The sequence below is a fragment of the Nocardiopsis algeriensis genome, from assembly GCF_014203695.1.
Lineage (GTDB): Bacteria > Actinomycetota > Actinomycetes > Streptosporangiales > Streptosporangiaceae > Nocardiopsis > Nocardiopsis algeriensis.
The window spans coordinates 260,878-283,733 of sequence record NZ_JACHJO010000004.1 but is presented as its reverse complement, the minus strand read 5'-3'; the positions used below and the strand labels follow the sequence as shown (position 1 = coordinate 283,733).

Annotated in this window: 20 protein-coding genes; 7 read left to right on the top strand and 13 right to left on the bottom strand. The window is 72.3% G+C overall.

Going from position 1 to position 22,856, the window contains the following annotated elements; all coding sequences use genetic code 11:
- Positions 1–58: 58 nt before the first annotated feature.
- Positions 59–1,498 carry an FAD-dependent oxidoreductase gene (locus FHS13_RS07840; RefSeq protein WP_184289843.1) on the top strand — a complete coding sequence of 480 codons (1,440 nt, stop codon included), beginning with the start codon at positions 59–61 and terminating at the stop codon, positions 1,496–1,498.
- Here FHS13_RS07840 and FHS13_RS07835 read toward each other — a convergent pair.
- Complete coding sequence (locus FHS13_RS07835) at positions 1,468–2,691, bottom strand: neutral zinc metallopeptidase (protein ID WP_184289840.1); 1,224 nt, start codon at positions 2,689–2,691, stop codon at positions 1,468–1,470. The genes FHS13_RS07840 and FHS13_RS07835 overlap by 31 nt on opposite strands.
- A 97-nt stretch (positions 2,692–2,788) precedes the next feature.
- Positions 2,789–3,571: a TetR/AcrR family transcriptional regulator gene (locus FHS13_RS07830; protein WP_184289838.1), complete on the bottom strand. Its 783-nt coding sequence runs from the start codon at positions 3,569–3,571 to the stop codon at positions 2,789–2,791.
- Between the two features lie 152 nt (positions 3,572–3,723).
- On the opposite strand from FHS13_RS07830, the gene FHS13_RS07825 reads away from it, so the two are divergent.
- Together FHS13_RS07825 and FHS13_RS07820 are read left to right on the top strand one after the other, a co-directional pair.
- The gene (locus FHS13_RS07825) at positions 3,724–5,931 is read left to right on the top strand and encodes an MMPL family transporter (RefSeq protein ID WP_184289835.1); all 2,208 of its coding nucleotides are present in this window, start codon (positions 3,724–3,726) and stop codon (positions 5,929–5,931) included.
- Positions 5,932–6,027: 96 nt separating this feature from the next.
- Complete coding sequence (locus FHS13_RS07820) at positions 6,028–6,663, top strand: hypothetical protein (protein ID WP_184289832.1); 636 nt, start codon at positions 6,028–6,030, stop codon at positions 6,661–6,663.
- A 129-nt stretch (positions 6,664–6,792) separates the two neighbouring features.
- Here the strand turns inward: FHS13_RS07820 and FHS13_RS07815 are convergent, their stop codons facing one another.
- From FHS13_RS07815 to FHS13_RS07795, 5 genes are all read right to left on the bottom strand, one after another.
- Positions 6,793–8,889: a 3-hydroxyacyl-CoA dehydrogenase NAD-binding domain-containing protein gene (locus tag FHS13_RS07815; protein ID WP_184289829.1), complete on the bottom strand. Its 2,097-nt coding sequence runs from the start codon at positions 8,887–8,889 to the stop codon at positions 6,793–6,795.
- Positions 8,886–10,085, bottom strand: coding sequence for an acetyl-CoA C-acyltransferase (locus FHS13_RS07810; RefSeq protein ID WP_184289827.1), 1,200 nt, complete (start codon positions 10,083–10,085; stop codon positions 8,886–8,888). Before FHS13_RS07810 ends, FHS13_RS07815 begins: the two co-directional genes overlap by 4 nt.
- A gap of 165 nt (positions 10,086–10,250) precedes the next feature.
- Entirely contained in the window at positions 10,251–11,234 is a 984-nt protein-coding gene (locus FHS13_RS07805) for a tetratricopeptide repeat protein (protein ID WP_420221950.1), read from the bottom strand.
- Between the two features lie 198 nt (positions 11,235–11,432).
- The gene (locus tag FHS13_RS07800; RefSeq protein ID WP_343064942.1) at positions 11,433–12,692 is read right to left on the bottom strand and encodes a ribonuclease D; all 1,260 of its coding nucleotides are present in this window, start codon (positions 12,690–12,692) and stop codon (positions 11,433–11,435) included.
- A 70-nt stretch (positions 12,693–12,762) separates the two neighbouring features.
- Positions 12,763–13,338 (bottom strand): DUF3000 domain-containing protein, encoded by a 576-nt coding sequence (locus tag FHS13_RS07795; RefSeq protein WP_184289824.1) that lies wholly within the window; start codon positions 13,336–13,338, stop codon positions 12,763–12,765.
- Between the two features lie 335 nt (positions 13,339–13,673).
- On the opposite strand from FHS13_RS07795, the gene hemE reads away from it, so the two are divergent.
- Positions 13,674–14,642, top strand: a complete 969-nt coding sequence (gene hemE, locus FHS13_RS07790) for a uroporphyrinogen decarboxylase (RefSeq protein WP_420221951.1) — start codon at positions 13,674–13,676, stop codon at positions 14,640–14,642.
- Between the two features lie 66 nt (positions 14,643–14,708).
- Here hemE and FHS13_RS07785 read toward each other — a convergent pair whose 3' ends face one another.
- The gene (locus FHS13_RS07785) at positions 14,709–15,722 is read right to left on the bottom strand and encodes a DUF4349 domain-containing protein (RefSeq protein ID WP_184289818.1); all 1,014 of its coding nucleotides are present in this window, start codon (positions 15,720–15,722) and stop codon (positions 14,709–14,711) included.
- A 204-nt stretch (positions 15,723–15,926) separates the two neighbouring features.
- On the opposite strand from FHS13_RS07785, the gene hemG reads away from it, so the two are divergent.
- Complete coding sequence (gene hemG, locus FHS13_RS07780; RefSeq protein ID WP_184289814.1) at positions 15,927–17,390, top strand: protoporphyrinogen oxidase; 1,464 nt, start codon at positions 15,927–15,929, stop codon at positions 17,388–17,390.
- Positions 17,387–18,094, top strand: coding sequence for a hydrogen peroxide-dependent heme synthase (hemQ, locus tag FHS13_RS07775; RefSeq protein WP_184289811.1), 708 nt, complete (start codon positions 17,387–17,389; stop codon positions 18,092–18,094). The genes hemG and hemQ overlap by 4 nt, the downstream gene beginning before the upstream one ends.
- A gap of 70 nt (positions 18,095–18,164) precedes the next feature.
- On the opposite strand, the gene FHS13_RS07770 is transcribed toward hemQ, so the two are convergent.
- From FHS13_RS07770 to msrB, 3 genes are all read right to left on the bottom strand, one after another.
- Positions 18,165–18,977, bottom strand: a complete 813-nt coding sequence (locus FHS13_RS07770) for a CDP-alcohol phosphatidyltransferase family protein (protein WP_184289808.1) — start codon at positions 18,975–18,977, stop codon at positions 18,165–18,167.
- Entirely contained in the window at positions 18,964–19,629 is a 666-nt protein-coding gene (locus FHS13_RS07765; RefSeq protein ID WP_184289805.1) for a phosphatidylserine decarboxylase, read from the bottom strand. The genes FHS13_RS07770 and FHS13_RS07765 overlap by 14 nt, the downstream gene beginning before the upstream one ends.
- 174 nt (positions 19,630–19,803) lie before the next feature.
- On the bottom strand, positions 19,804–20,241 hold the full coding sequence (gene msrB / locus FHS13_RS07760) for a peptide-methionine (R)-S-oxide reductase MsrB (protein ID WP_184289802.1): 438 nt from the start codon (positions 20,239–20,241) through the stop codon (positions 19,804–19,806).
- Between the two features lie 179 nt (positions 20,242–20,420).
- Between msrB and FHS13_RS07755 the strand changes: the two genes are divergently transcribed.
- Complete coding sequence (locus tag FHS13_RS07755; RefSeq protein ID WP_184289799.1) at positions 20,421–20,831, top strand: hypothetical protein; 411 nt, start codon at positions 20,421–20,423, stop codon at positions 20,829–20,831.
- 281 nt (positions 20,832–21,112) lie between these two features.
- Here FHS13_RS07755 and FHS13_RS07750 read toward each other — a convergent pair whose 3' ends face one another.
- Positions 21,113–21,868: a UTRA domain-containing protein gene (locus FHS13_RS07750; protein WP_184289796.1), complete on the bottom strand. Its 756-nt coding sequence runs from the start codon at positions 21,866–21,868 to the stop codon at positions 21,113–21,115.
- Positions 21,869–22,009: 141 nt separating this feature from the next.
- Positions 22,010–22,801 (bottom strand): dihydrofolate reductase family protein, encoded by a 792-nt coding sequence (locus FHS13_RS07745; protein ID WP_184289794.1) that lies wholly within the window; start codon positions 22,799–22,801, stop codon positions 22,010–22,012.
- Positions 22,802–22,856: the final 55 nt, after the last annotated feature.

Here is a 22,856-nt window from a genome sequence, read left to right as displayed (position 1 = left end):
CGTGACCGCACGGGCCGGGCGGAGGCCGACAGGCCCCGCCTGCTGCCAGAATGGGCCCATGACCTCTCCCGAACAGCAGCAGCGCACAGAGGAAGCCGAACCGCTCAGGGTGGCCGTGATCGGCTCCGGCCCGGCCGGTGTCTACACCGCCGAAGCCCTCGTCCGCCAGCGCCGCGTCCCCGTTCGGGTCGACGTCGTCGACCGACTGCCCACCCCCTACGGCCTGGTGCGCTACGGCGTGGCCCCCGACCACACCCGGATCAAGGGGGTGGCCCGGTCGCTGCGCCGGACCCTGGAGCACCCCGACGTCCGCTTCGTCGGAGGTGTGGAGTTCGGCACCGACCTGAGCCGCGCGGACCTGGCGCGCACCCATCACGCCGTCGTCTACGCCACCGGCGCCTCCTCGGACCGCAGGACGGGCGTGCCGGGGGAGGACCTGCCCGGCAGCGTCGCCGCCACCGACTTCGTCAGCTGGTACTGCGGCCATCCCGACAGCGAGCTGGAGCGCTTCGTCCTGGACAGCGAGGAGGTCGCGGTCGTGGGCGCGGGCAACGTGGCCCTGGACGTGGTCCGCATCCTGGCCAAGACGGCCGGCGAGCTGCGCCACACCGACATTCCGCAGCCCGTCCTGGACGTGCTCGCCGCCAGCCGTGTGCGTACGGTGCACCTGCTGTCCCGGCGCGGTCCGCTCCAGGCCAAGTTCACCGCCCCCGAGCTGCGCGACCTGCTCGGACTGCCCGGCGCCGACGTCCTCGTGCGCCCCGAACAGGTCGACATCGACCCCGCCGAGGTGGGCGGCGGCGCCCCCGGACTGCGCGATGTCGCACGGGCCGCGCGCACCAACCTGCGCCTGCTGCGCGAGCAGGCCGCCCGCAAGCCGCAGGGCCGCCCCCGCAGTGTCCACCTGCACTTCTGGGCCCGGCCCCAGGAGCTCCTGGGCCGGGACCGCGTCGAGGCGGTGCGCGTGGAGCGCACCCGTCCCGGCGCCGAGGGGCGCCTCGAAGGAACGGGGGAGACCGTCGACCTGCCCGCCGGGATGGTGCTGCGCTCGGTCGGCTACGCGGGCGTCCCCCTGCCCGGCGTGCCCTTCGACGAGCGGATCCGCACGGTCCCCCACGCCGACGGCCGGGTGCTGGACGGCGAGGGCCGTGTCGTGGTGGGCGACTACGTCGCCGGGTGGATCAAGCGCGGTGCCACCGGCGTGATCGGGACCAACAAGTCCGACGCCGCGGCGACCGTCCGCGCACTGCTGGAGGACGAGCCCCGGTTGCGGGCGGCCGCCGGAGCCCTCGTCCCGCTGGAGGAGGTGCTGCGCGAGCGGGGGCCCGCGTACAGCGACTACGACGACTGGCTGCGCATCGACGCGGCCGAGGCGGCCCGGGCCGAGGAGCTGGGGCGCGGCGAACGCGTCAAGCTCCACGGGCGGGCGGCCTACGAGGAGGTGCTCGGACGGGACCGGCCCGCGGGTCAGGAGACCAGGCCGGAATCGGCGCCGTAGGTGTTGCAGGCACCCACGGTGCTCTCCCGCCAGCCCTGCTCCAGCCAGTGGGCCCGGTTGGCGGCGCTGCCGTGGGTGTCCAGGTCCCCGCCGCTGTTGAAGTGCTGGTTGGTCCGGCGCAGCGACTCCTCGTCGGCTCCGGTGATCGACCGCAGGCCGATGCCGCCCATGCACTCGGCCTGGAGCTCGGTGCGGCGGAGGACCTCCATGCTCTCGGCCTCGCTCTCGGCGGCGTACTCCCTCTCGTAGGAGATGTCGAGGATGCCGGTGACGTACTGCACGTGGTGCCCGTACTCGTGGCCCATGAGCGCGATCCACACGTCCTCGCGCTGTCCCGCGGGGACGAAGGCGCCCAGCTGCCGGACGTTGGGCAGCACCACGGTGATGCGCTCGTAGTTGCCCTCGTAGTAGGCGAGCGTGTAGCCCTCCTCGTCGCCGGAGTCGGGGGACTCCTCGGTGACGGTGAACTCGGGCGTCCCGACGGTGAGGCCGAGCTCCTCCATGACCGGCGCCCACATCTCGTCCAGGCACTGCCCGGTGACGGTGGCGAACTCCTGCCACGACTCCTCGGAGTCCATCTGCACCTCGGGGACGTCGCACTCGACCTCTCCGGGCATCGCCGCGTCGTAGAGGGGATGGTCGGCGATGTCGACCTCGACCGCCTCGGGCCGGGCCGCCAGGCGCTCGTCGTAGAGGGCGGACAGGTCGGTGCCGACGTTCTGCGGCTCCGCCTGCGGGGTGACGGAGACGACGGCGATGCTCGCGATCAGGGCGACCGAGGCGACGACCCCCGCCAGCGCCGAGGGGAGGAGGACCCACCGGGGTCCCCGGCGGCGCGGCGGAGGCCAGGACCGGCCCCACGGCGACGTCTCCTGGGGGAGCGGCGGCCAGTGCTCGGGCAGGTAGAGGGGAGGGCCGTCCTGGTAGGGGGAAGGCCCGTTCCGGTACGGGAGGGGCCCGGCCTGGTGCGGGGGAGGTCCGGCCGGACGCGGAGGAGGCCCGGCCGGATACGGGTGCGGGGAGTGGCCGGTGCCGGGGCCCGCCCAGGGCGGCTGCGGTGCGGAAGGGCCGGCCGGAGCCTGCGGCGGGGTCTGTCCGGGCGCCTGCCACGAGGTCTGCCCGGGCGCCTGCCACGGGGGTCGGGGGGTGGCCGGGGGCTGTTCGACCGGCTCGTCGCCGGTGCGGTTCTCCAAGGGGGTCCGTCCTCGCTCTCACGTCCGGGACGCCGATGCCCGGGCCGGATGTCCAGGGGGCGGATCCGGCAAGTGCCACAGACCTCAGGTACGGGGCTTATTCGGACGTATCGATGGTATCCGAAGCAGTGTTTTCGGGTGGTTGGTACCGAACACCCAGGTCTGTCAACAAGTTCTGAAGCTCGGACTCGAAGAGCGGTTCCATGTCCCGCATCACGAAGTCGAGATGCCCGAACACCTCCATGCACACCACGCCGTACAGGCGCACCCAGCACGTGCTCAGGACCATGACCGCCTCGACCGGGATGTGCGGGGCGGAGAAGCCGCAGGTGTCGGCGAAGGCCTGCAGCTCGCGGGAGAGCTCGGGGGTGATCAGACCGCTGTCGGGCAGCGCGAAGCGGCCCTCGGCCAGCAGTCGGTCGAACAGGACGAAGAAGGTCGCCCCGAACCTGCGGGCCGCCTCCAGCGCCGGGGTGAGGTCTGTTCCCGGGGTGGGATGGCCGTGCGGGCCGAACATGGCGGCGAACTCGACGGGGTGCCTCAGGGCCCAGCCGCGAAAGGCGCGCAGGGACGTGAGGATCCGGAGGTCGGTGTCCTCGGGCGCGACACTGGCGTCGGCCGCGGCGACCGCGTCGGCCAGTTCGTCGAACAGGTCCGCGGTGACCAGTACGAGCAGCGCGTCGATGCCCGAGACGTAGCGGTACAGGCCCGGAGCGGTCATCCCCATCTCCCGCGCGACGGCGCGCAGGGACACGCCGGCCCGCCCGTGCGCGACCAGGTGGTTGCGGGCGATCCCCTTGATCTCGGCGAGTGTGGCCTCGCGCACACGCTCCCGCCGGCTCGGCGCCCGCTTCTCCACGTCCACCTGCGGTTCTGTCATCTTGCTGAGGTACATCCCGTCCCGAGGCGCCGGAAGAACGGCGCTCTGTTCCGTGGTGTCTGCTTTGACAGCGTAACGCCTGCACGCTTTAGTGAACACCGTTAGCAAACAGCGTTGGCTTTCCTGACGACAGCTCGCTGAAAGGGCGACACATGCCGACACACACGGGGTTGTTCGGCCGTCTCGGGCTGACCGCCCACAGGTTCCGCTGGGTGGTCCTCGCCCTCACCGCGGTCTTCGCCGCCTTCGCCGCGATCTGGGGATCGGGTGTCTTCTCCGACGTCAGCGAGAGCGGCTTCGAGGACCCCGGTGCCGAGTCCTCGGAGGCCTCCGACCTGCTCGAGTCCGAGCTCGGCCACGACGGTGTCGACATCGTGGCCGTCTACCGCAGCGACGAGATCAAGGTGGACAACCCCACCTTCGCCGCGGCGGTCCGGCGGCTGGCCGACGGCATGCCCGGCGAGGTCGCCGCCTTCGACACCTACCTCGACGAGGATCTCGGTGAGACGGAACGCGGCATGCTCGTCTCGGAGGACATGCACGCCACGTACGTCCCGATCACGCTGGAGGGGGAGAGCCACACCGACCGGCTCGACCACTACGAGGCGGTCGCCGAGCACCTGGAGTCGAGCAGCCTGGAGGTGCACCTCGGCGGCCCCGTCGCCGTCGAGCACGAACTCTCGGAGGCCGCCGAGAGGGACATCGTCCGCTCCGAGCTGGTCACGCTGCCGATCCTGCTGCTCCTCCTCGTACTCATCTTCGGCGGTGTGATCGCGGGCGCGGTCCCGCTCGTCGTCGGAGGCCTCGCCATCCTCGGCTCGCTCACCCTCCTGCGGGCCCTGACCTACGTCACCGAGGTCTCGGTCTTCTCGGTCAACGTGGCCACCATCCTGGGCCTGGGCCTGGCCATCGACTACGGCCTGTTCATGGTCAGCCGGTTCCGGGAGGAGCTGAACAAGGGCAAGCCGGTCGGTGCCGCGGTCGCCCGCGCGGTCGACACCGCCGGGCGCACCGTCGCCTTCTCCGGCGTCACGGTCGGCATCGCCTTCGCGGGCCTGCTGTTCTTCCCGCAGCCCATCCTCAAGTCCATCGGTTTCGGCGGCATCGCCGTCGTCCTCTTCGACCTCCTGGCCGCGCTGGTCTTCCTGCCCGCCCTGCTGTCGGTGGTCGGCCCCCGCATCGACAGCCTGCGCCTGCCACTGCCCCGGCGCACCGTCACCGGAGCGGTGCACGAGCACGGCGGTGCCTGGGCGCGCCTGGCCCGCATCGTCATGCGCGGGCCGGCCGTGTCGCTCGTCGCGGTCCTGGGCCTGCTGGCGGTCTTCAGCTCCGCCCTGGCCGCCACCCAGCTGGGCACCACCGACCAGCGCTACCTGCCCGGGGACGCCGGCAGCAGGATCGCCATGGAGGCGCTGACCGAGGACTTTCCCGCGGGCGGCCTGGGCAGTCTCGACGTGGCCGTGGTCGGCGAGGCGGAGGAGGAGGACCTGGAGGAGTACGCCGAGCGCCTGGGCGATCTGCCCGAGGCCGTCCTGGCCCGGGTCGAGCGCACCGGCGACGGCATCGCCCACGTGCTGGTCTCCTATCGGGGGGCGACCGATTCCGACGAGGTCAAGGGCCTGGTGGAGGACGTGCGCGCCGAGCCCGCACCCGACGGAACACACGCCCTGGTGGGCGGCGTGGCCGCCATGCAGCAGGACAACGTCGCGGCGATCGTCGACACGCTTCCCACGACGGTGGCCTTCGTCGCCACGGCCACCCTGCTGCTGCTCTTCCTCGCCTTCGGGTCGATCGCTCTGCCCCTCAAGGCGGTCGCCATGGGCGCCCTGTCCCTGGGATCGTCACTGGGCCTGGTGGTCTGGGGCTTCCAGGAAGGCGCCTTCGCCGGCCTGCTCGGCTTCGAGGCCGTCGGCACGATCGACCCCACCTATCTGGTCCTCATCGCCATCGTGGCCTTCGGTCTGGCGATGGACTACGAGCTCTTCCTGCTCAGCCGGGTGAGGGAGGAGTACCTGCGCACCGGGGACAACACCCACTCGGTGGCCGCCGGGCTCCAGCACACCGGGCAGATCATCACCAGCGCGGCGATCCTGCTGGTGGTGGTGCTCCTGGCGATGGGTACCTCGGGCCTGCTCTTCCTGAAGATCATCGGCATCGGCCTGGCCATCGCGGTGCTGGTCGACGCCACCTTGGTGCGCGCGGTGATGGTGCCCGCGGCGATGCGCCTGCTCGGAGGCCTCAACTGGTGGCTGCCCCGCCCCTTGCGATGGCTGCACGACCGGATCGGCATCTCCGAGGGCGGCGAGGAGGAGATCGTGTCCGCGCCGCCGGTACGCGAGCACACCCACGCCAGGCCCTGACCTCCGCGGGTCCGCCGGAGCTCCGGCGGACCCGCGTCCGGAAATCGCCCGCGCGTACCCGGGGCAGGGGGCATCACTTTCTGTAGTCTCTCCGTCATGGACAGCTGTGTTTCGGAGCGCCGCCTCGTCGCCTTCACCGCCGCCCTCCTGTGCGCCGGCCTGCTCGCCTCGGGGTGCGGCGGCAACAGCGAGGGGTACGAGGGCGGTACCTTCTCGGGGACCGAGCCCAACGAGCCTCCGGACGAGGCCACCGTTCCCGAACCCGACCCGGAGGGCGAGCGCCTGGCCGAGGTCACGGCCGAGTTCGACCGCGCGGGCGAGGCGGGCGGTGTGCTGTACGAGGGCAGCCCGGTCGCCAACGGGGCCCGGGCCGAACTGGTGATCCTCTCGGAGGAGAACGGCGGCTCCTACTACGCGGAGGTCGAGGGTTTTCCCGAGAACCGCCTGCTTGGGGCCCGTGTGCACACCGGCAGGTGCGGCACCTCCGCCGAGGACGCCGGTCCTCCCTACCGGCCCGGCGGGGAGAGCGGGCAGTCCGGCGGCGAGGGCGGAGAGGAGGACACCGTGTTCCTGCAGATGGACACCGATGCGGACGGCCGGGCGCAGGCCGAGGTCCCGGTCGACCGGCAGCCCGAGCCGGACGCCATGGGCTCACTGGTGTTCGTCACCGACCCGACCGACGACGACGGCGGAGACCCCGTGGCCTGCATGGACATCACCTCCGACGGCTGAACGCCGGGGCGGCCCGACCCGCCCGGATCCACGAGAGGAGGGGCCCGGCCGCCGTGTGGGCGGCCGGGCCCCTCCTTCGGGAGCCGAGGACCTGGGCCGTGCAGCCCGAGATGTTCCGGAGAACAGGGCCTAGAGAGCCTTGGGAGCATCCTCGTGGAACGGCTTGCCGTTGACGGCCTCGGAGACGCCGACCTTGTCCAGGTACGGCGTGATGCCGCCGGTGTGGAACGGCCAGCCCGCACCGGTGATCAGGCACAGGTCGATGTCGGCGGCCTCGGCCACGACGCCCTCGTCCAGCATGATCCGGATCTCCCGGGCCAGCGCGCGCAGCGCGCGGTCCAGGATCTCGGGCTCGGTGGAGGGCTTGTCGCCGCCCTTGAGCAGCTCCTTGACCTCCGGGTCGATGGTGAAGTCGGGGGCGAAGATCGCGTTCTTGCCCGCCTTGACGACCTCGCCCAGTTCGGCGGAGACCGCGAAGCGCTCGGGGAAGGCCTCGTGCAGCGTCTCGGAGACGTGCAGGGCCACCGCCGGACCCACCAGCTGCAGCAGCATCAGCGGCGACATCGGCAGGCCGAGAGGCGCGACCGCGCGGTCGGCCGTCTCGGGTTCGGTGCCCTCGCTGACCGAGGCCAGGACCTCGCCCATGAACAGGGTGAGCAGGCGGTTGACCACGAACGCCGGGGCGTCCTTGCACAGGACCGCGGTCTTCTTCAGCTTCTTGGCGACGGTGAAGGCCGTGGCCAGGGCGGCGTCGTCGGTCTTCTCGCCGCGGATGATCTCCAGCAGCGGCAGGACGGCCACCGGGTTGAAGAAGTGGAAGCCCACGACCCGCTCGGGGTGCTTGAGCCCGGAGGCCATCTCGGTGATGGACAGCGAGGAGGTGTTGGTCGCCAGGATCGCCTCGGGGGAGACCACGGCCTCCACCTCGGCGAACACCTGCTGCTTGACCTCCATCTTCTCGAACACGGCCTCGATGACGAAGTCGGCATCGGAGAAGGCGTCCTTGGTCAGGGAACCGGTGACCAGGCCCTTGAGGCGGTTGGCCTTGTCCTGGTTGACGCGGCCCTTCTTCAGGAGCTTGTCGACCTCGCCGTGGACGTAGGCCACGCCCTTGTCCAGGCGCTCCTGGTCCAGGTCGGTCATGACGACCGGTACGTCCAGGCGGCGGGCGAACAGCAGCGCCAGCTGGCCGGCCATCAGGCCGGCGCCGACGACGCCCACCTTGGTGACCTTGCGGGCCAGCGACTTGTCCGGGGCGCCGGCGGGGCGCTTGGCGCGCTTCTGCACCAGGTCGAAGGCGTAGAGGCCGGCCTTGAGCTCGGGGCTCATGATGAGGTCGGCCAGCGCCTCGTCCTCGGCGGCGAAGCCCTCGTCCCGGGTGCGGTTCCTGGCCTCGGCGACCAGTTCGACGGCGCGGGCCGGGGCCGGGGCGGCGCCGTGCAGCTTGCCCTCGACGGTGAAGCGGGCCATGTTGACCGCGTTGTCCCAGGCCTCGCCCTTGTCGACCTCGGGGCGTTCGACGGTGATGTCGCCCTTGACGACCTTGGCCGCCCAGCGCAGGGACTCCTCGACGAAGTCGGCGGGCTCGAAGATCGCGTCGGCGATGCCCATCTCGAAGACCTGCGTGCCCTTGATGACCTTGTTCTGGGCGAGCGGGTTGTCGATGATCAGCTTCAGGGCCTTCTCGGCGCCGATCAGGTTGGGCAGGAGGTAGGTGCCGCCCCAGCCCGGCACCAGGCCGAGGAAGGCCTCGGGCAGGGAGAAGGCCGGCACACCCGAGGAGACGGTGCGGTAGGTGCAGTGCAGGGCCACCTCGACGCCGCCGCCCATGGCGGCACCGTTGACCAGTGCGAAGGTGGGCACGTGCAGCTCGCCGAGCTTGCGGAACACGTCGTGGCCGAGCTTGCCGATGGCCAGCGCCTGCTCGCGGTTCTGGATCGCGTCCACACCGCTCAGGTCGGCGCCGACGGCGAAGATGAAGGGCTTGCCGGTGACGGCGACGGCGACGATGTCGGTCCGCGCCCGGGCCGCCTCGATGGCGGCGTCGAGGTCGAGGAGGCCGGCGGGGCCGAAGGTGTTGGGCCGGGTGTGGTCGTGGCCGTTGTCCAGGGTGATGAGGACCGCGGTGCCCGCGCCGTAGGGGAGCTCCACGTCACGGGAGAGCGCCTTGGTGACGACCTCGTCCCGGAACAGCTCTCGTGCCTGGTCGATCGCGCTGTTGCTCACTTGCCCCCCTCGTAGTTGGTGTTCTCCCACAGGACGGTGCCGCCCATGCCCATGCCGACGCACATGGTGGTGATGCCGTAGCGGACGTCGGGGCGCTCGGCGAACTGGCGGGCCAGCTGCATCATCAGGCGCACGCCGGAGGAGGCCAGCGGGTGGCCGAGGGCGATGGCGCCGCCCCACGGGTTGACGCGGGCGTCGTCGTCGGCGATGCCGAAGTGCTCGAGGAAGGCGAGCACCTGCACGGCGAAGGCCTCGTTGATCTCGATGAGGCCGATGTTGTCCATGCCCATGCCCTGGCGGGCGAGCAGCTTCTCGGTGGCCGGGACCGGGCCCACGCCCATGACCTCGGGCTCCACACCCGCGAAGGAGAAGTCCACCAGGCGCATCCGGGCGTCCAGACCCAGCTCGGCCGCGGTCTCCTCGGCGGCGAGGATCGCACCGGTGGCACCGTCGTTGAGGCCCGCGGCGTTGCCGGGGGTCACGTTGCCGTGCGCGCGGAAGGGGGTCTTCAGACCCGCGAGGGTCTTCATGTCGGTGCCGGGCCGCGGCGGCTCGTCCTTGGTGGCCAGGCCGTAGCCCTGCTCGGCGGAGCGGACCAGGACCTCGACGAGGTCGGGCTGGATCTTGCCGTCGGCGTAGGCCTTGGCGACCTTCTCCTGGCTGCGCACCGCGTAGGCGTCGGCGCGCTCCTTGGTGATGCCCGGGTAGCGGTCGTGCAGGTTCTCCGCCGTGTTGCCCATGACCAGGGCGGACGGGTCGACCAGCTTCTCGGTGAGGAAGCGGGGGTTGGGGTCCACGCCCTCGCCCATCGGGTGGCGGCCCATGTGCTCCACGCCGCCGGCGATCACCACGTCGTAGGCGCCGAAGGCGATGCCCGCGCCCGCGGTGGTCACCGCGGTCAGGGCGCCCGCGCACATGCGGTCGATGGCGTAGCCGGGAACGCTCTTGGGCAGCCCGGCGAGGATCGCGGCGCTGCGCCCGATCGTCAGGCCCTGGTCGCCGATCTGGGTGGTGGCGGCGATGGCGACCTCGTCGATGCGCTCGGGCGGCAGGCCCGGGTTGCGGCGCATCAGTTCGCGGATGACGCGTACGACGAGGTCGTCGGCGCGCGTCTCGGCGTAGAGGCCCTTGCCAGACTTGCCGAACGGGGTGCGGGCCCCGTCGACAAACACGACATCGCGGGCAGTTCGCGGCACGATGGCCCCTCCTTCTCAAGGGGTGCGATGGATGGTCAGGTTCATGCTACTCGCCAGTAACAAATTCCGCGACCGAGACGCGGACCACGATCGGGCCACGATGTGCGAGGCGGGGCCCGGTGCACCGGGCCCCGCCTCGGGGTGTTCAGGGGGTCGCAGCCGCTCTCAGAGAAGGGCGTTGGCCTCGCGGTGGCGTCCCACCGCGTTGTAGGCGCCCGCCAGGTCGCGGCGCAGCCGCAGCGTCAGGCGCCGCACCTCGGGGTCGCCTGAGGAACCCAGCGCTGTCCGATAGGCGTCGCGCAGCGTCTCCACCGCCTCCTCGCCCCGTCCCGCCTGCGTGTAGGCGCGCCCCAGCCGGTGGTGCACCTTGAGCGTGTCCAGGTGCCCCTTGCCCATCCGTCGGCGCCGCCCCGCCAGGACCATGCGCAGCTGGCCGATGGCGTCGTCGTGGCGCCCCGCCAGGCTCTGCGCCACGCTGAGACCCAGCCGCAGGTCGTCACGCTGCTCGGTGGACCGGGTGTCCTCGACGGCCCGCTGGTAGTGGGCGATGGCCGCATCCAGGCGGCCGCACCGGCGGTAGCACAGGGCCAGGCGGGTGCGCGCCTCCACGGTGTCCTCGTCGGCGCTGCCGAACTGCCCCTCGCGCTCGCGCAGCAGGATCTCCCACTGGGCGGCGGCGTCCTCGGGGCGCTCGGCGTCCTCGTAGGCCCAGGCCAGGTTCTCGCGGATGATCTCCGTGCGGGGGTGCTCCTCGCCGAAGACCGCCCGGGCCTCCTCCAGGGCCAGTTCGAACTGCTGCACCGCGGCCTGCCGACGTCCCATCTGGGCGTACTTGGTGGCGAGGTTGTTGCGCGCGGTGATCGTGTCCGGATGCTCGGTACCCAGTCGCTCCACCAGTGACTGCAGCGTCCGTTCCAGGGAGGAGGCTCTCATCCCCGCAGTGGGGACCGGGACGGGGGAGGGGACGGGAGCGGCGGCGGTCTCCTCGGCCGGCGCCCCGGGGACCGGGGCGCCGGTGGGGACGGGGACCAGCGCCGGTTCCCTCTCCTGGACGAGGTTCTCCGCGGGAGCGGCGACCTCGGCGGACCCGGCCCTGCCCGCACGCGTCAAGCCGGTTTCGCGCAGCAGAGCACGCCAGAACGACAGCAGTCTCACCACTTTCCCTGATCGTGGACCCCGGCGGGGGAGCCGGCGGTCCGTCACCCGTAGACATCGAGAGTGCCCGCAATCCAAGGGCACAGTTCTATAACTTAAACGGGCATCGTGCCCTAGAACAGGACTTCGGCACAGGGGCAGATAGTGATTTGCGTCACGTTCTGTGTGTTCCGTTGGCGAGAGGGTAAAAAGTCACGTTTCCGCGGCCGCGCGCAGTGCGGTGGCCAGGGGAAGGGCGGTCAGTCCGATCTGCCACTCCCGTGCACCCCGCTCGCGCAGGAACTCGCCCACCGAGTCGGGATCCACCGTTGCGGGCGGTGCCCAGGCCAGCCGCCGCACCGTGTCGGGCAGCAGCAGGTTCTCGGTCGGCATCACCACGTCCTCGGCGATCCCCGTCACCGCCGTCCGCACCGCCTCCAGGCGGCAGGCCGCGTCCGGAGCACGGTCGGCCCAGCGGTTCACCGGCGGCGGTCCGTCACCGGGGGCGTTGGGCCGCGGCAGCTCCTCCGGCGGCATCTCCCGTGCCCGGTTGACCGCCTTGAGCCACGTCGCCGGGTAGCGCCGGGCCAGCTTGATGCCGAACTGCCGGATCCTGGAGAGCTCCGCCGCGGTGCGCGGCATGGCCGTGGCGGCCTCCACGATCGCGGCGTCGGGCAGTACCCGCCCAGGGGAGACGTCCTTCTCCTGCGCGATGCGGTCGCGCTCGTACCAGAGCTCGCGCACGGCGGCCAGCGAGCGCTGGTTGCGCACCCGGTGGATCCCCGAGGTGCGCCGCCACGGGTCGGGGCGGGGCTCCTTGGGGGGCGCGGCCAGGATCGAGTCGAACTCCTCCCTGGCCCACTCCAGCTTTCCCGACTCCTCCAGCTCCGCCTCCAGGGCGTCGCGCAGGTCGATGAGGATCTCCACGTCGAGGGCGGCGTAGCGCAGCCATTCCTCGGGCAGGGGGCGCTGCGACCAGTCCACCGCCGAGTGCTCCTTGGCGAGCCGCACGTGGAGCATCCGCTCGACCATGAACCCGAGTCCCACCCGCTGGTAGCCCAGCAGCCGACCCGCCAGCTCGGTGTCGAACAGGCGGTCGGGGCGCAGGTGGAGCTCGGTCAGGCACGGCAGGTCCTGGTGGGCGGCGTGCAGCACCATCTCGGTACCGCTCAGTGCACTGCTGAGCCCGCTCAGATCGGGGCAGGCGACGGGGTCGACGAGTGCCGATCCCGCACCCTCGCGGCGCAGCTGGACCAGGTAGGCGCGCTGGCCGTACCGGTAGCCCGAGGCGCGCTCGGCGTCGACCGCCACCGGACCGGTTCCGGCGGCGAAGGCCGCGGTCACCCCGGCCAGGGCTGCGGCGTCGGAGGTGACCTCCGGCAGTCCCTCGCTCGGTTCCTTCAGCAGCGGCGCCCGCTCGGCGTCGTCGTCCGGTCCACGGGATTCTGTCTTCGAGTTCAACGCGTTCGCCACACCACTACGGTATGCGCTGCGGGAACCGGACGCGGAAGCGGCCCGGGGCCGGGACACCCGGCGCCGGGGCTCAGGGTCGTACGCGCCGGCCCGTGATGTCGGCCACGTCCGCAGGGGGCAGTCCCGAAGCCGAGGCCAGGAGCGCCAGCCACGCGCCGACGTGGCCCGACAGGTCCGCGTCCTGTGGTGTCCACGACGCACGCATCTCCACCTCCGTGCTGGAGCCCTCTCCCGCCTTGGTTCCGAACCCCTCCGTGGTGGCGCGGGTGACCGTGCCGCTCAGGGTGTGGTGCACGGCGCCGTGCGACTCCAGGGCGTCGGTCAGCCAGCTCCAGGCCACCGGCCCGAGCATGGGGTCGGTGGCGATGTCGGTCTCCAGGTCGGAGTTGACCTGGCAGACCATCCGGAAGGGACCGGGCCAGTCGCGTGTGCCCTCGGGATCGTAGAGCACGATGAGACGGCCCCAGGCGATCTCCTCGCCGTGGACGGTCACCTCCGCCGACACCGCGGCGGACAGGGGCGCCAACCTCTGGGGGGCGGGAATCTCCCGGACGGTGATCTCCGGTCGGGTGGAGGGTTCGTGCAGGGCCTCGATCGCTCGCCGGAACGTCTCGCGGGCGTCCTCGGCACTACCGGAATCGGGCATGGTGGAAAAGTCAGCCTTCGTTGAGTGGTGGCCGCGTGCGGGCGGGGCGTGCAGAGGCGTGCGCCTGCTCCCTGCCGCGGGCGAGAGGGTGGGCACGCAGACGACCGTGGCACGAGTGGCGCGCAGGGGGGTGCAGTTTCCCCGGCGTGTCGGTGTTTTGTGATGATCTTGGAACCGCTCCAGGGATCGGCGGTCGCCCGCGGGTGCCGTGCGGAGGTCCCGTCCGTGCGCCCCGCTCGGCAGTACCCCGCAGGACATGGCACGATCGAAGGGTGACTCTCCAAGATTCTCCGTTCCTTCGCGCCTGCCGGCGCCTGCCCGTGCCCCACACGCCGGTGTGGTTCATGCGCCAGGCCGGGCGCTCCCTGCCCGAGTACCGCAGGGTCCGCGCCGACGTGCCCATGCTGGAGTCGTGCACGCGCCCCGACATGGTCACCGAGATCACGATGCAGCCCGTGCGCCGCTACGACGTCGACGCCGCGATCTTCTTCAGCGACATCGTCGTGCCGCTCAAGGCCATCGGGATCGACCTCGACATCAAACCGGGGGTCGGCCCCGTCGTCGCCGACCCGATCCGCGACGCGGCCGGCATCAAGCGGTTGCGCGAGATCGAGCCCGACGATCTCGGGTTCGTGACCGAGGCCGTCGGCCAGTTGGTCGGAGAGCTGGGGGACAAGCCGCTCATCGGCTTCGCCGGAGCGCCGTTCACCCTGGCCTCCTACCTCATCGAGGGCGGGCCGTCCAAGAACCACGAGCACACCAAGGCGCTCATGTACGGCGAGCCCGAGCTGTGGGACGAGCTGATGCGCCGCCTGTCGGCCATCACGCTCGGGTTCCTGCGTACCCAGATCGAGGCCGGGGCCAGTGCGGTCCAGCTGTTCGACTCCTGGGTCGGCGCGCTCGGTGCCGAGGACTACCGCGCCTCCGTCCTGCCCTACTCCTCCTGGATCTTCTCCCAGCTGGAGGAGTACGAGGTTCCGCGCATCCACTTCGGCGTGGGAACCGGCGAACTGCTGGGCCTGCTCGGGGAGGCGGGCGCCGACGTGGTCGGTGTCGACTGGCGGATCCCGCTGGACAAGGCCGCCCAGCGCGTCCGTCCCGGCACCGCGCTGCAGGGGAACCTGGACCCGGCGACCCTGTTCGCGCCCTGGGAGGTCGTCGCCGAGCGCACACGCGACATCCTGTCCCGGGGCCGGGCCGCCGACGGGCACATCTTCAACCTGGGCCACGGTGTGCTGCCCGCCACCGACCCGGACATGCTCCAGCGCCTGACCGAGTTCGTCCACGAGGAGACCGCCGTCTGACCGGTTCTCCGTACACGCGCGAGCGGCGCCCGTCCCCGGACGGGCGCCGCTCGCGTTCCCGCGGGGTCAGGAGTTCGGCCCCTCCCCGGAGGCCCCGGTTCCGCCGGCCTCCTCCGCCGCGGGAGGCGGGGCGGCCGCGGCGCGCCGGCGGGCGGCCCGGCGCCTGCGCAGCCACCACAGCGCGCCGGCGGCCGGCAGCGCGATCACTGCGGCGAAGGGCAGCAGCCAGCCCGCGGCCACCGCGACGCCCTGGACGACCCGCACCAGCGCCTGCCACCCGCGCTCCAGGCCGCCGAGGAAGCCGATGCCCTCCTCGGCGGGCTCGACGTAGGTCTGCGGCGGCACCAGCTCCAGATACACCGTCGAGTACGACGTCTGGTTCCCGAGTGCGTCGCGACGGGCCTGGAACGCCTCCAGTTCCGCCTGGCGGGTCTGGATCTCCTCCTCCACCCGCAGCAGGTCGTCGACGTCCTGTGCCTCCTCCAGGTAGCCCCGCAGCGTCTCCAGGGCCGTCTCGGTCGACTCGATCCGGCTCTCGACGTCGGCCACCTCCTCGGTGACGTCCTGCACCGAGCGGTCCAGGTACGAGCGGTCGCCGAGGTCGGCCAGGGAGACCAGCGCCTCCTCGTAGCCGCCGGCGGGCACGCGCAGCGTCATGGACGCGGCGGGGGCGCCGTTCGCGGGGGTGGAGACCGATTCCTCGGCGATGTAGCCGCCCGCCTCCAGGACCAGCTCCCGGGCGGCCTCGCCGGCCTCCTCCACGTCCTCCACCCGGACCGTCATGCTCGCGGTGTGGACGAGGCTGCGTTCGGAAGCGGCGGTTCCGGCGTCCAGGGAGGCCGCGGACCCGTCGGCCCCGGGTTCGCCGGCCTCGGTTCCGCCGGCCTCGGTTCCGCCGGCCTCAGGAGCGACCGCCGCGGGACGGTCCTCCGAGGTCCGGGCCGTCTCCTGGGAGGCCTCTCCCGAGAACTCCGCCATGTCGTGCGGGGCGGCGCAGGACGCTGTGAGGAGGGCCGCCAGGACCGTGGCGAACACCGCTCCGGCGACACGCCGTGCAGGGGGGACCGCTGAGATAGTCATGCACTCTTCGACGCCGTGCCGCCGACCGCCGTTGCGGAGGCCGGATAACGACACCACAACGCCGAAAAAGGGACCAAAGTCCCTGGTCGGGGAGGACGTTCCCGGTGCGCTCGGCGTGCCGGGCCGCCGATCCTGGGAGGGAACCGACACATCTCACAGGGACGGTGGCGCATGGTGACCCACGCCATCTGGGAAGCTGGGAGCATGCCTGAAGCACCGCACGTCGTCGTGGTCGGAGGCGGTATCTCCGGCCTGACCGCCGCCCTCCGCCTCGACGCCCTGGGCGCCGCCGTCACGGTGGTCGAGGCCGCCGACACCCCCGGCGGCAAGATGCAGGCCTCACCGGTGGCCGGCGTGCCCGTCGACTCCGGGGCCGAGTCTGTCCTCGCCCGCCGTCCCGAGGCGCTCGGGCTGATCTCCGAGCTGGGGCTGGAGGAGCGGGTCGTGCACCCCGGGCCGGGATCGGCCTCCGTCTACAGCCGCGGCCGGATCCGCTCCCTGCCCCAGGGCCAGCTCATGGGCGTGCCCGGCGACCTGGCCGCCCTCGCCCGCAGCGGGGTGCTCTCGCCCGCCGGCACCCTGCGCGCCGCCCTGGACCTGGTGTGGCCGCGCACCCCCGTACGCGGCGACCTCCCCGTGGCCTCCTACATCGGCATCCGCATGGGACGCCAGGTCGTCGAACGCCTCGTCGAGCCGCTCCTGGGCGGTGTCTACGCGGGTCGGGCCGACCTGCTCTCCCTCGACGCCACCCTGCCCCAGATCGCCCCGATGGCGCGCCGCGACCGCTCGCTGATGCGCGCGGTCCGCGCCTCCCTGGAGAAGGGGACGCCCGCCAAGGGGAAGGGCCCGGTGTTCGCCTCACTGCGCGGCGGCATCGCCTCCCTGCCCCTGGCCCTGGCCGAGCGCCTGGGCGGGCGCGTGCGTACCGGCACCCGCGTGCTCTCCCTGGAGCGCCGCCCCCAGGGCTGGCGGGTCCGCACGGACGGCGGCCCGCTGGAGGCCGACGCGGTCCTGCTGGCCTGCCCCGCCCCCGAGGCGGCCCGCCTGCTCTCCGAGCACGTGCCCGAGGCCGCCCGCGAACTGGGCGGCATCGAGTACGCCTCGATGGCACTGGTGACCTTCGCCCTGCCGGCGTCGGCCTTCCCGGAGCCGCCCTCGGGGACCGGGTTCCTCGTTCCGGCGGGGGAGGGGCTCACCGTCAAGGCCGCCACCTTCTCCAGCAACAAGTGGCCGTGGCTGGGCGAGGAGCTCGCCCGCACGGCTCCCGGACAGGACCTGGTCCTGCTGCGCTGCTCCATCGGCCGCCACGGCGAGTCCGGGGTGCTGGAGCGCTCCGACGAGGACCTGGCCGCGGTGGCCCTGGCCGACCTGGCGACGGTCACCGGCCTGTCGGGAAGCCCCGTGGAGACCAGGGTCACCCGATGGACCGACGGCCTGCCCCAGTACGCGGTCGGCCACACCGGCCGGGTCGAGCGGGTGCGCACCGCCCTGACCCGCCACCCCGGACTGGGGGTGTGCGGCGCGGCCTACGGCGGCGTGGGCATCCCCGCGTGCATCGCCGACGCCGGCCGGGAGGCCGAGCGGCTGGCAGACGCTCTCCGAACCGACATCCACCCCGGCCGCGGCGACGGAGCCGACGGCCACGACCAGCAAGGAGTCAACCCGTGACGGGCCAGAACACAGAGACCGCCCAGGACGGCACCGACCTCAACGCCCTCATCCGCTACACCATGTGGTCGGTCTTCAAGGTCGACAGCCTCGAGGGCCTCGACCGCACCGCCGTCGCCGACGAGCTCCAGGCCCTCCTGGACAAGGCCGCCGAGCAGGGCGTCACCACCCGCGGCAGCTACGACGTGCAGGGTCTGCGCGCGGACGCCGACATCATGTTCTGGTGGGTGGCCGACACCCACGAGCAGCTCCAGGCCGTCTACAGCGCCTTCCGCCGCACCCGCATCGGCCGCGCCGCGACCCCGGTGTGGTCGGTCATGGGCCTGCACCGCCCGGCCGAGTTCAACCGCGGCCACGTACCCGCGTTCCTGGCCGGTGAGGAGCCCCGCGACAACGTCTGCGTGTACCCGTTCGTGCGCTCCTACGAGTGGTACCTGCTGCCCGACGAGGAGCGCCGCGCCATGCTCGCCGAGCACGGCCGCATGGCCGGCCCCTACCCGGACGTGCGCGCCAACACCGTGTCGTGCTTCGGCCTGAACGACTACGAGTGGCTGCTGGCGTTCGAGGCCGACGAACTGCACCGCATCGTCGACCTCATGCGCACCCTGCGCGGAGCTGCCGCACGCCGCCACACCCGCGAGGAGATCCCCTTCTACACCGGCCGCCGCAAGAGCGTCTCCGAACTGGTCGAGGCCCTTCCGTAACGCCCGCCCGAAACGCCGTGCGCCCCGGTGGAGGAAACCCTCCACCGGGGCGCACGGCGTTCGGACCGGGTCAGTCGCCCGGGAACCCGGCCCCGGAGCGCCGCCCGGCGGCGGTCAGGAACGGGACCACGACGACGAAGCCCAGGACCAGGGCGCTCATCGCGTAGACCATCGCCTGGCCGGCGGGCAGGCCCATGCCCCAGGCGGTGACGAGGGCGACGCCCGCGGCCAGTACGGTCAGCACCCCGTAGGCCTTGCGGCCGCGCGGTTTGGGATAGGAGACGCGGCTGACCATCAGCCAGGAGATGAGCAGCACCACCGCGATCGCCACCGGGGCCGGCGGGTCGATCAGCACGACGGTGACCACCGCCATCGCGCCGAAGGGGCACGGCAGGCCCGTGAAGGAGGAGGCCTCGGGCGGTTGGCAGGAGAAGCGGGCCAGGCGCACGATCACCGCCAGCAGCACCGCTCCGCCGGCCAGCACGGCGAACCGGCCCGCTCCGCCGGCCTGGGACTCCCACACGACGAAGAGGAACGCCGGGGCGAACCCGAAGCTGATGACGTCGGCGAGGTTGTCCAGTTCCGCGCCCATGCCGCTGCCGCCCAGCTTGCGGGCCACCCGTCCGTCCAGCAGGTCCAGCGCGGCCGCCACGAGCAGCAGGCCCACGACCGCGGCCACGGCGCTGCTGGGCAGGGGCCCGGCCGCACCGGAGGCCGCGTGCGCGGACTTGGCCGCGACCAGGGACCACACCGCGAGGAAACCGCACAGGGCGTTGCCCAAGGTCAGGTAGTCGGCCAGGGCCAGACGGAGCCGGGGGGCGTCGTCCGAGGAGGAGGAAGCGGGGGAGAGGGCGGGGGAGAGCGCCTGCTCAGTCGGCGTCAAGACGGGTCTCTCCGGCGCGGACCTTCTGGCCGACCTCCACCGCCGGGGCGACACCGGCCGGAAGGTAGACGTCGACACGGGACCCGAACCGGATGAGGCCGATTCTCTCGCCTTGCTCGACCTTCTGCCCCGCAGCGAGATACGGGATGATGCGCCGGACCATCGCGCCGGCGATTTGAACGACCGTGACCTCACCGATCTCGGTTTCAAGGGTCCAGATGACGCGTTCATTACGCTCGCTGTCCTTGTCGAATGCGGGGCGGAAGCCCCCGGGGCGGTGTTCGACGCCGGTGACCACTCCCGCGAGGGGGGCGCGGTTGACGTGCACGTTGAGAGGGTTCATGAACACCGCCACCCGGGTGCGCCCGTCGGATCGGCGGTCGATGCTCTGCACGACACCGTCGGCTGCCGACAGCACCCGGCCGGTCGCCGGACCCCGTTCGGGGTCGCGGAAGAACCAGGCCATTCCCGCGGCCAGACCCACGACAGGGGCGGCCAGGGCCGTGCGCGTGCGCGAGCCCCGGGCGGCCAGGACCGCGGCGCCGGCGGCGCCGAGGGCTGGGAGCAGCCAGGGCGCCGAGCCCTGGGCCATGCCGAACCGCGGCCGAGCCGCAGGACGGGGGGAGGCGGGTGGGGAAGGTGAGTCGGTCATCGGGCGCTTTCGTCACGGGTTGATACGGCGCTCCGCCGGTCGGTAGGGGCCGACCGGCGGCGTGCTGGGTGTGATTATCCCCGATCCCGCGGCGGATGGGTCGCGGGCCGGCGACGGTGCGCCGCCCGCGGGCGGCCCTCAGGCACAGGCCCGGTACGAGGATGGTATGCCAACCTACTCCGTCGGCTCCAGACTCAGGGCCACCGAATTGATGCAGTATCTGGCGTCGGTCGGCGTGGGATAGCCCTCACCGCGGAAGACGTGCCCCAGGTGCGAGTCGCAGGTGGCGCACCGCACCTCGGTGCGGACCATGCCGAGAGAGGTGTCCTCGTGGAGGGTGACCGCCGCGGATTCGGCCGGGTCGTAGAAACTCGGCCACCCGCAGTGGGAGTCGAACTTCTCCGAGGAGCGGAACAGTTCGGCTCCGCACCCGCGGCACCGGTAGACGCCCTCGGCCTTGGTCTCGACGTACTCGCCGCTCCAGGGCCGTTCCGTGGCGGACCGGCGCAGTACCGCGTACTCCTGCTCGCTGAGCCGCTCCCGCCACTCCTGATCGGTCCGGGGAATGCTGACTGCCCCGTCGCGGGGGGCTCGCTCCTCTGAATCAGACATACCTTCGACGCTACCTGCCGACAGGTACAGGTCCTGCCAGGACATCCCGGTACGGGGAGCGGTAAGTCGTCCTTGGCCGCGCGATGCCCTGAACTTCACCTTCGGCGGCGTTCGCCGGAAGTGCTCCAGGGTAGGGCAGCAGGCAGGCCGGCGGTGGAGGAAACCGAGGGGTAGGTGACATGACGGCTACGATGCAGCAGCCGTTCCCGGTGGGCAAGGAACCGCTGAGGGTGGGGAGAGTGCGCTACGGGATGTGGCGGATCCAGACGGCGGCGGCCGATGCGGGCATCAGGGCCCGCACCCTCGCCGACGCGGGTCTGCGCTCCGTCCCGGTGCGGCTCGACCGTCCGGCGCCCGAGCACTGGGACGACCGCAAGCTCTTCAACTCGCTGGCGCTGCTCGCGGTCGGCGCGGCGGTGGTCTCGGTCCTGCTGGGCCTGGGGGTGTCCAGCTGGATGCGCACCGCGCCGGATGCCCCGCTGCTCATGCTCGTCGGCGGCGTCGGTGTGGCGGCGGTGCTCGTGCCCGTGGCGCACACGGTGTTCTCCTCGGCGAGGGCAAGGCGCTCGAGGGAGCCGGGAGGCGAATGAGGGCAAGGAGCGACGGGGAGGGGGCGCGGGGCGCCCCCTCTCCGCGTCTCGGTGTGTTCGGCGGGTGCCGCCCGCAGCAGGCGGAACCCCCGTGCGTTCCGTGCAAGGCCGGGGACGGGCCGGGCGCCGGCGTGAGCGGGGTGGGAAGCCGCAGGCCTCCTGACCTTCTTCAGGTGGTGATCCAGGCAGTCCACACCTGTGTCGGAGGCCCTCTCCTGCTGTGACACCACTGCCGGGCCGTTCCCGACATCTGGAGTCAGTACACCGAGGCCGTGTTTTCCCTAGGCCTCGAAGTCGTACTGCAGGACGTAGGCGGAGCCGTCCATCGTGATCTCGCCGAACTCCACCGGCCTGTTCCCGTCGGCCAGCGCGGTACGCGCCACGTCCACCACGGGGGTGCCCGGCGGAAGCGACAGGTCCTCGCGCTCACCGGGCGTGGGCATGCGCACCCGGATCTCCTCGGTGAAGCGCACAGGTGCGAGGCCGACCTCGGCCAGTCGCGCGTAGACCCCTCCCGGTCCGGTGTCGTGCTCACGCACCCGGGGAGCCGCCGCCGCGACCGCCGGGGCCAGGTACGAGACCGCGTTCTGCACCGGCCGCCCGTCCACGAGGTAGCGCCGCGAGCGCCGGAGGACGGCCTCCTCCTCCGCCAGGCCCAGCGCCCGCGCCACGTGGGCCTCGGGGACGGCCTCGTCCACGAGCAGGCGGTCCACCTCGTAGTCGCGCTCCTGCGTCTGCCAGATCGACCCTCCGCGACCCCAGATGTCCCTGGACAGGCGCCGGGAACCGTGTCTTCGCACCGGACGGAACAGGCGCACGTACACGCCCGAGCCGCGCACGGGCGAGGCCAGACCCTCGTTGATGAGCTCGGAGAGGGCCTGGCGGGCCGTCGCCCGGGCGATTCCGTGCCGTTCCATGAGAGTGTTCTCGCCGGGCAGGCGGTCGCCGTCGGTGAGCCGCCCGGAGCGGATCTGTTCGCGTAGTTCGTCGGCTATCTCCCGGTAGACCGGGGTGGACCCGTTCTCGGACGTCGGCACCACGTTGTTCCTCTCGGCGGGGGGCCAAGCCGATAAGCCCCGTCAGCGGTGTGCCCGGTGGAGGAAGGACACACCACGGGTATGTCCGGTCCCGCCGGGGTTCATGCTGATTGGGGTGTGGCCGAAACCGACCGGTTACGGTCAAAGGTCCTGAGAGCGTGTGTACAAGGCGAAGAGGAAGCCGCCGCTCTCCAGCAGATGCGCCAGCCGCACGGGTGTGCTGCGCACCGAGGAGTGCTCCGGCGCGCCGGGGGCGCCCGGCCCTCCCGCGACGATGCGCGGCGCGCCCGAACCGAGCAGGTGCGGGCTCGTCGCGAGGCACAGCTCGTCCAGGAGGCCCGCGGCGACGAACTCGCCGAGCAGGTGCGGACCGCCCTCGGTGAGCACCCGGTGCAGGCCGCGCTCGGCCAGCGCGTCCAGCACGTGCACCGGGGAGACGGACTCCCCCTCGACCACCACCACGTCGGCCAGCCGCCGCACGTGCTCCAGCCGCTCGCGCGGGGCGTGCGCGGTGGTGAACACGATGGTCCTGGCGTCCTCGGGTGCGTCGGACAGCAGCTTCTCGGGCAGCTCCAGGGTGCGCGAGACCACCGCGACCGGAGGCGTGGGCGTCCGGCCCCGCCGCAGCCCCTCCCAGGACGCGCGCCCCCGCGCGGGGCCGTAGCCCTCCACCCGCGCGGTCGCCGCTCCCACGAGCACGACGTCGCACAGGCCCCGCAGCAGACCCATCAGGTACCGGTCGGGGTCGGAGGACAGCTCGCGGGTCCGCCCGGAGGGGCCGATCGCCCCGCCGTCCGCACTCGTCACCATGTTGGCCCGCACCCAGGGGCGGTCGAGGTCCTCGGGATAGGCGTAGGCGGCCGCCAGGTCCACCTCTTCCCCCGGGACCGGCAGGAGCTTGCGGAAGACGTCGCTCTTGTGTGCAGTGGACATGGACACCCAGCGTAGGGCCTGCTCCCCCGATCCGCGGCCGGGGCGGCGGGCACGG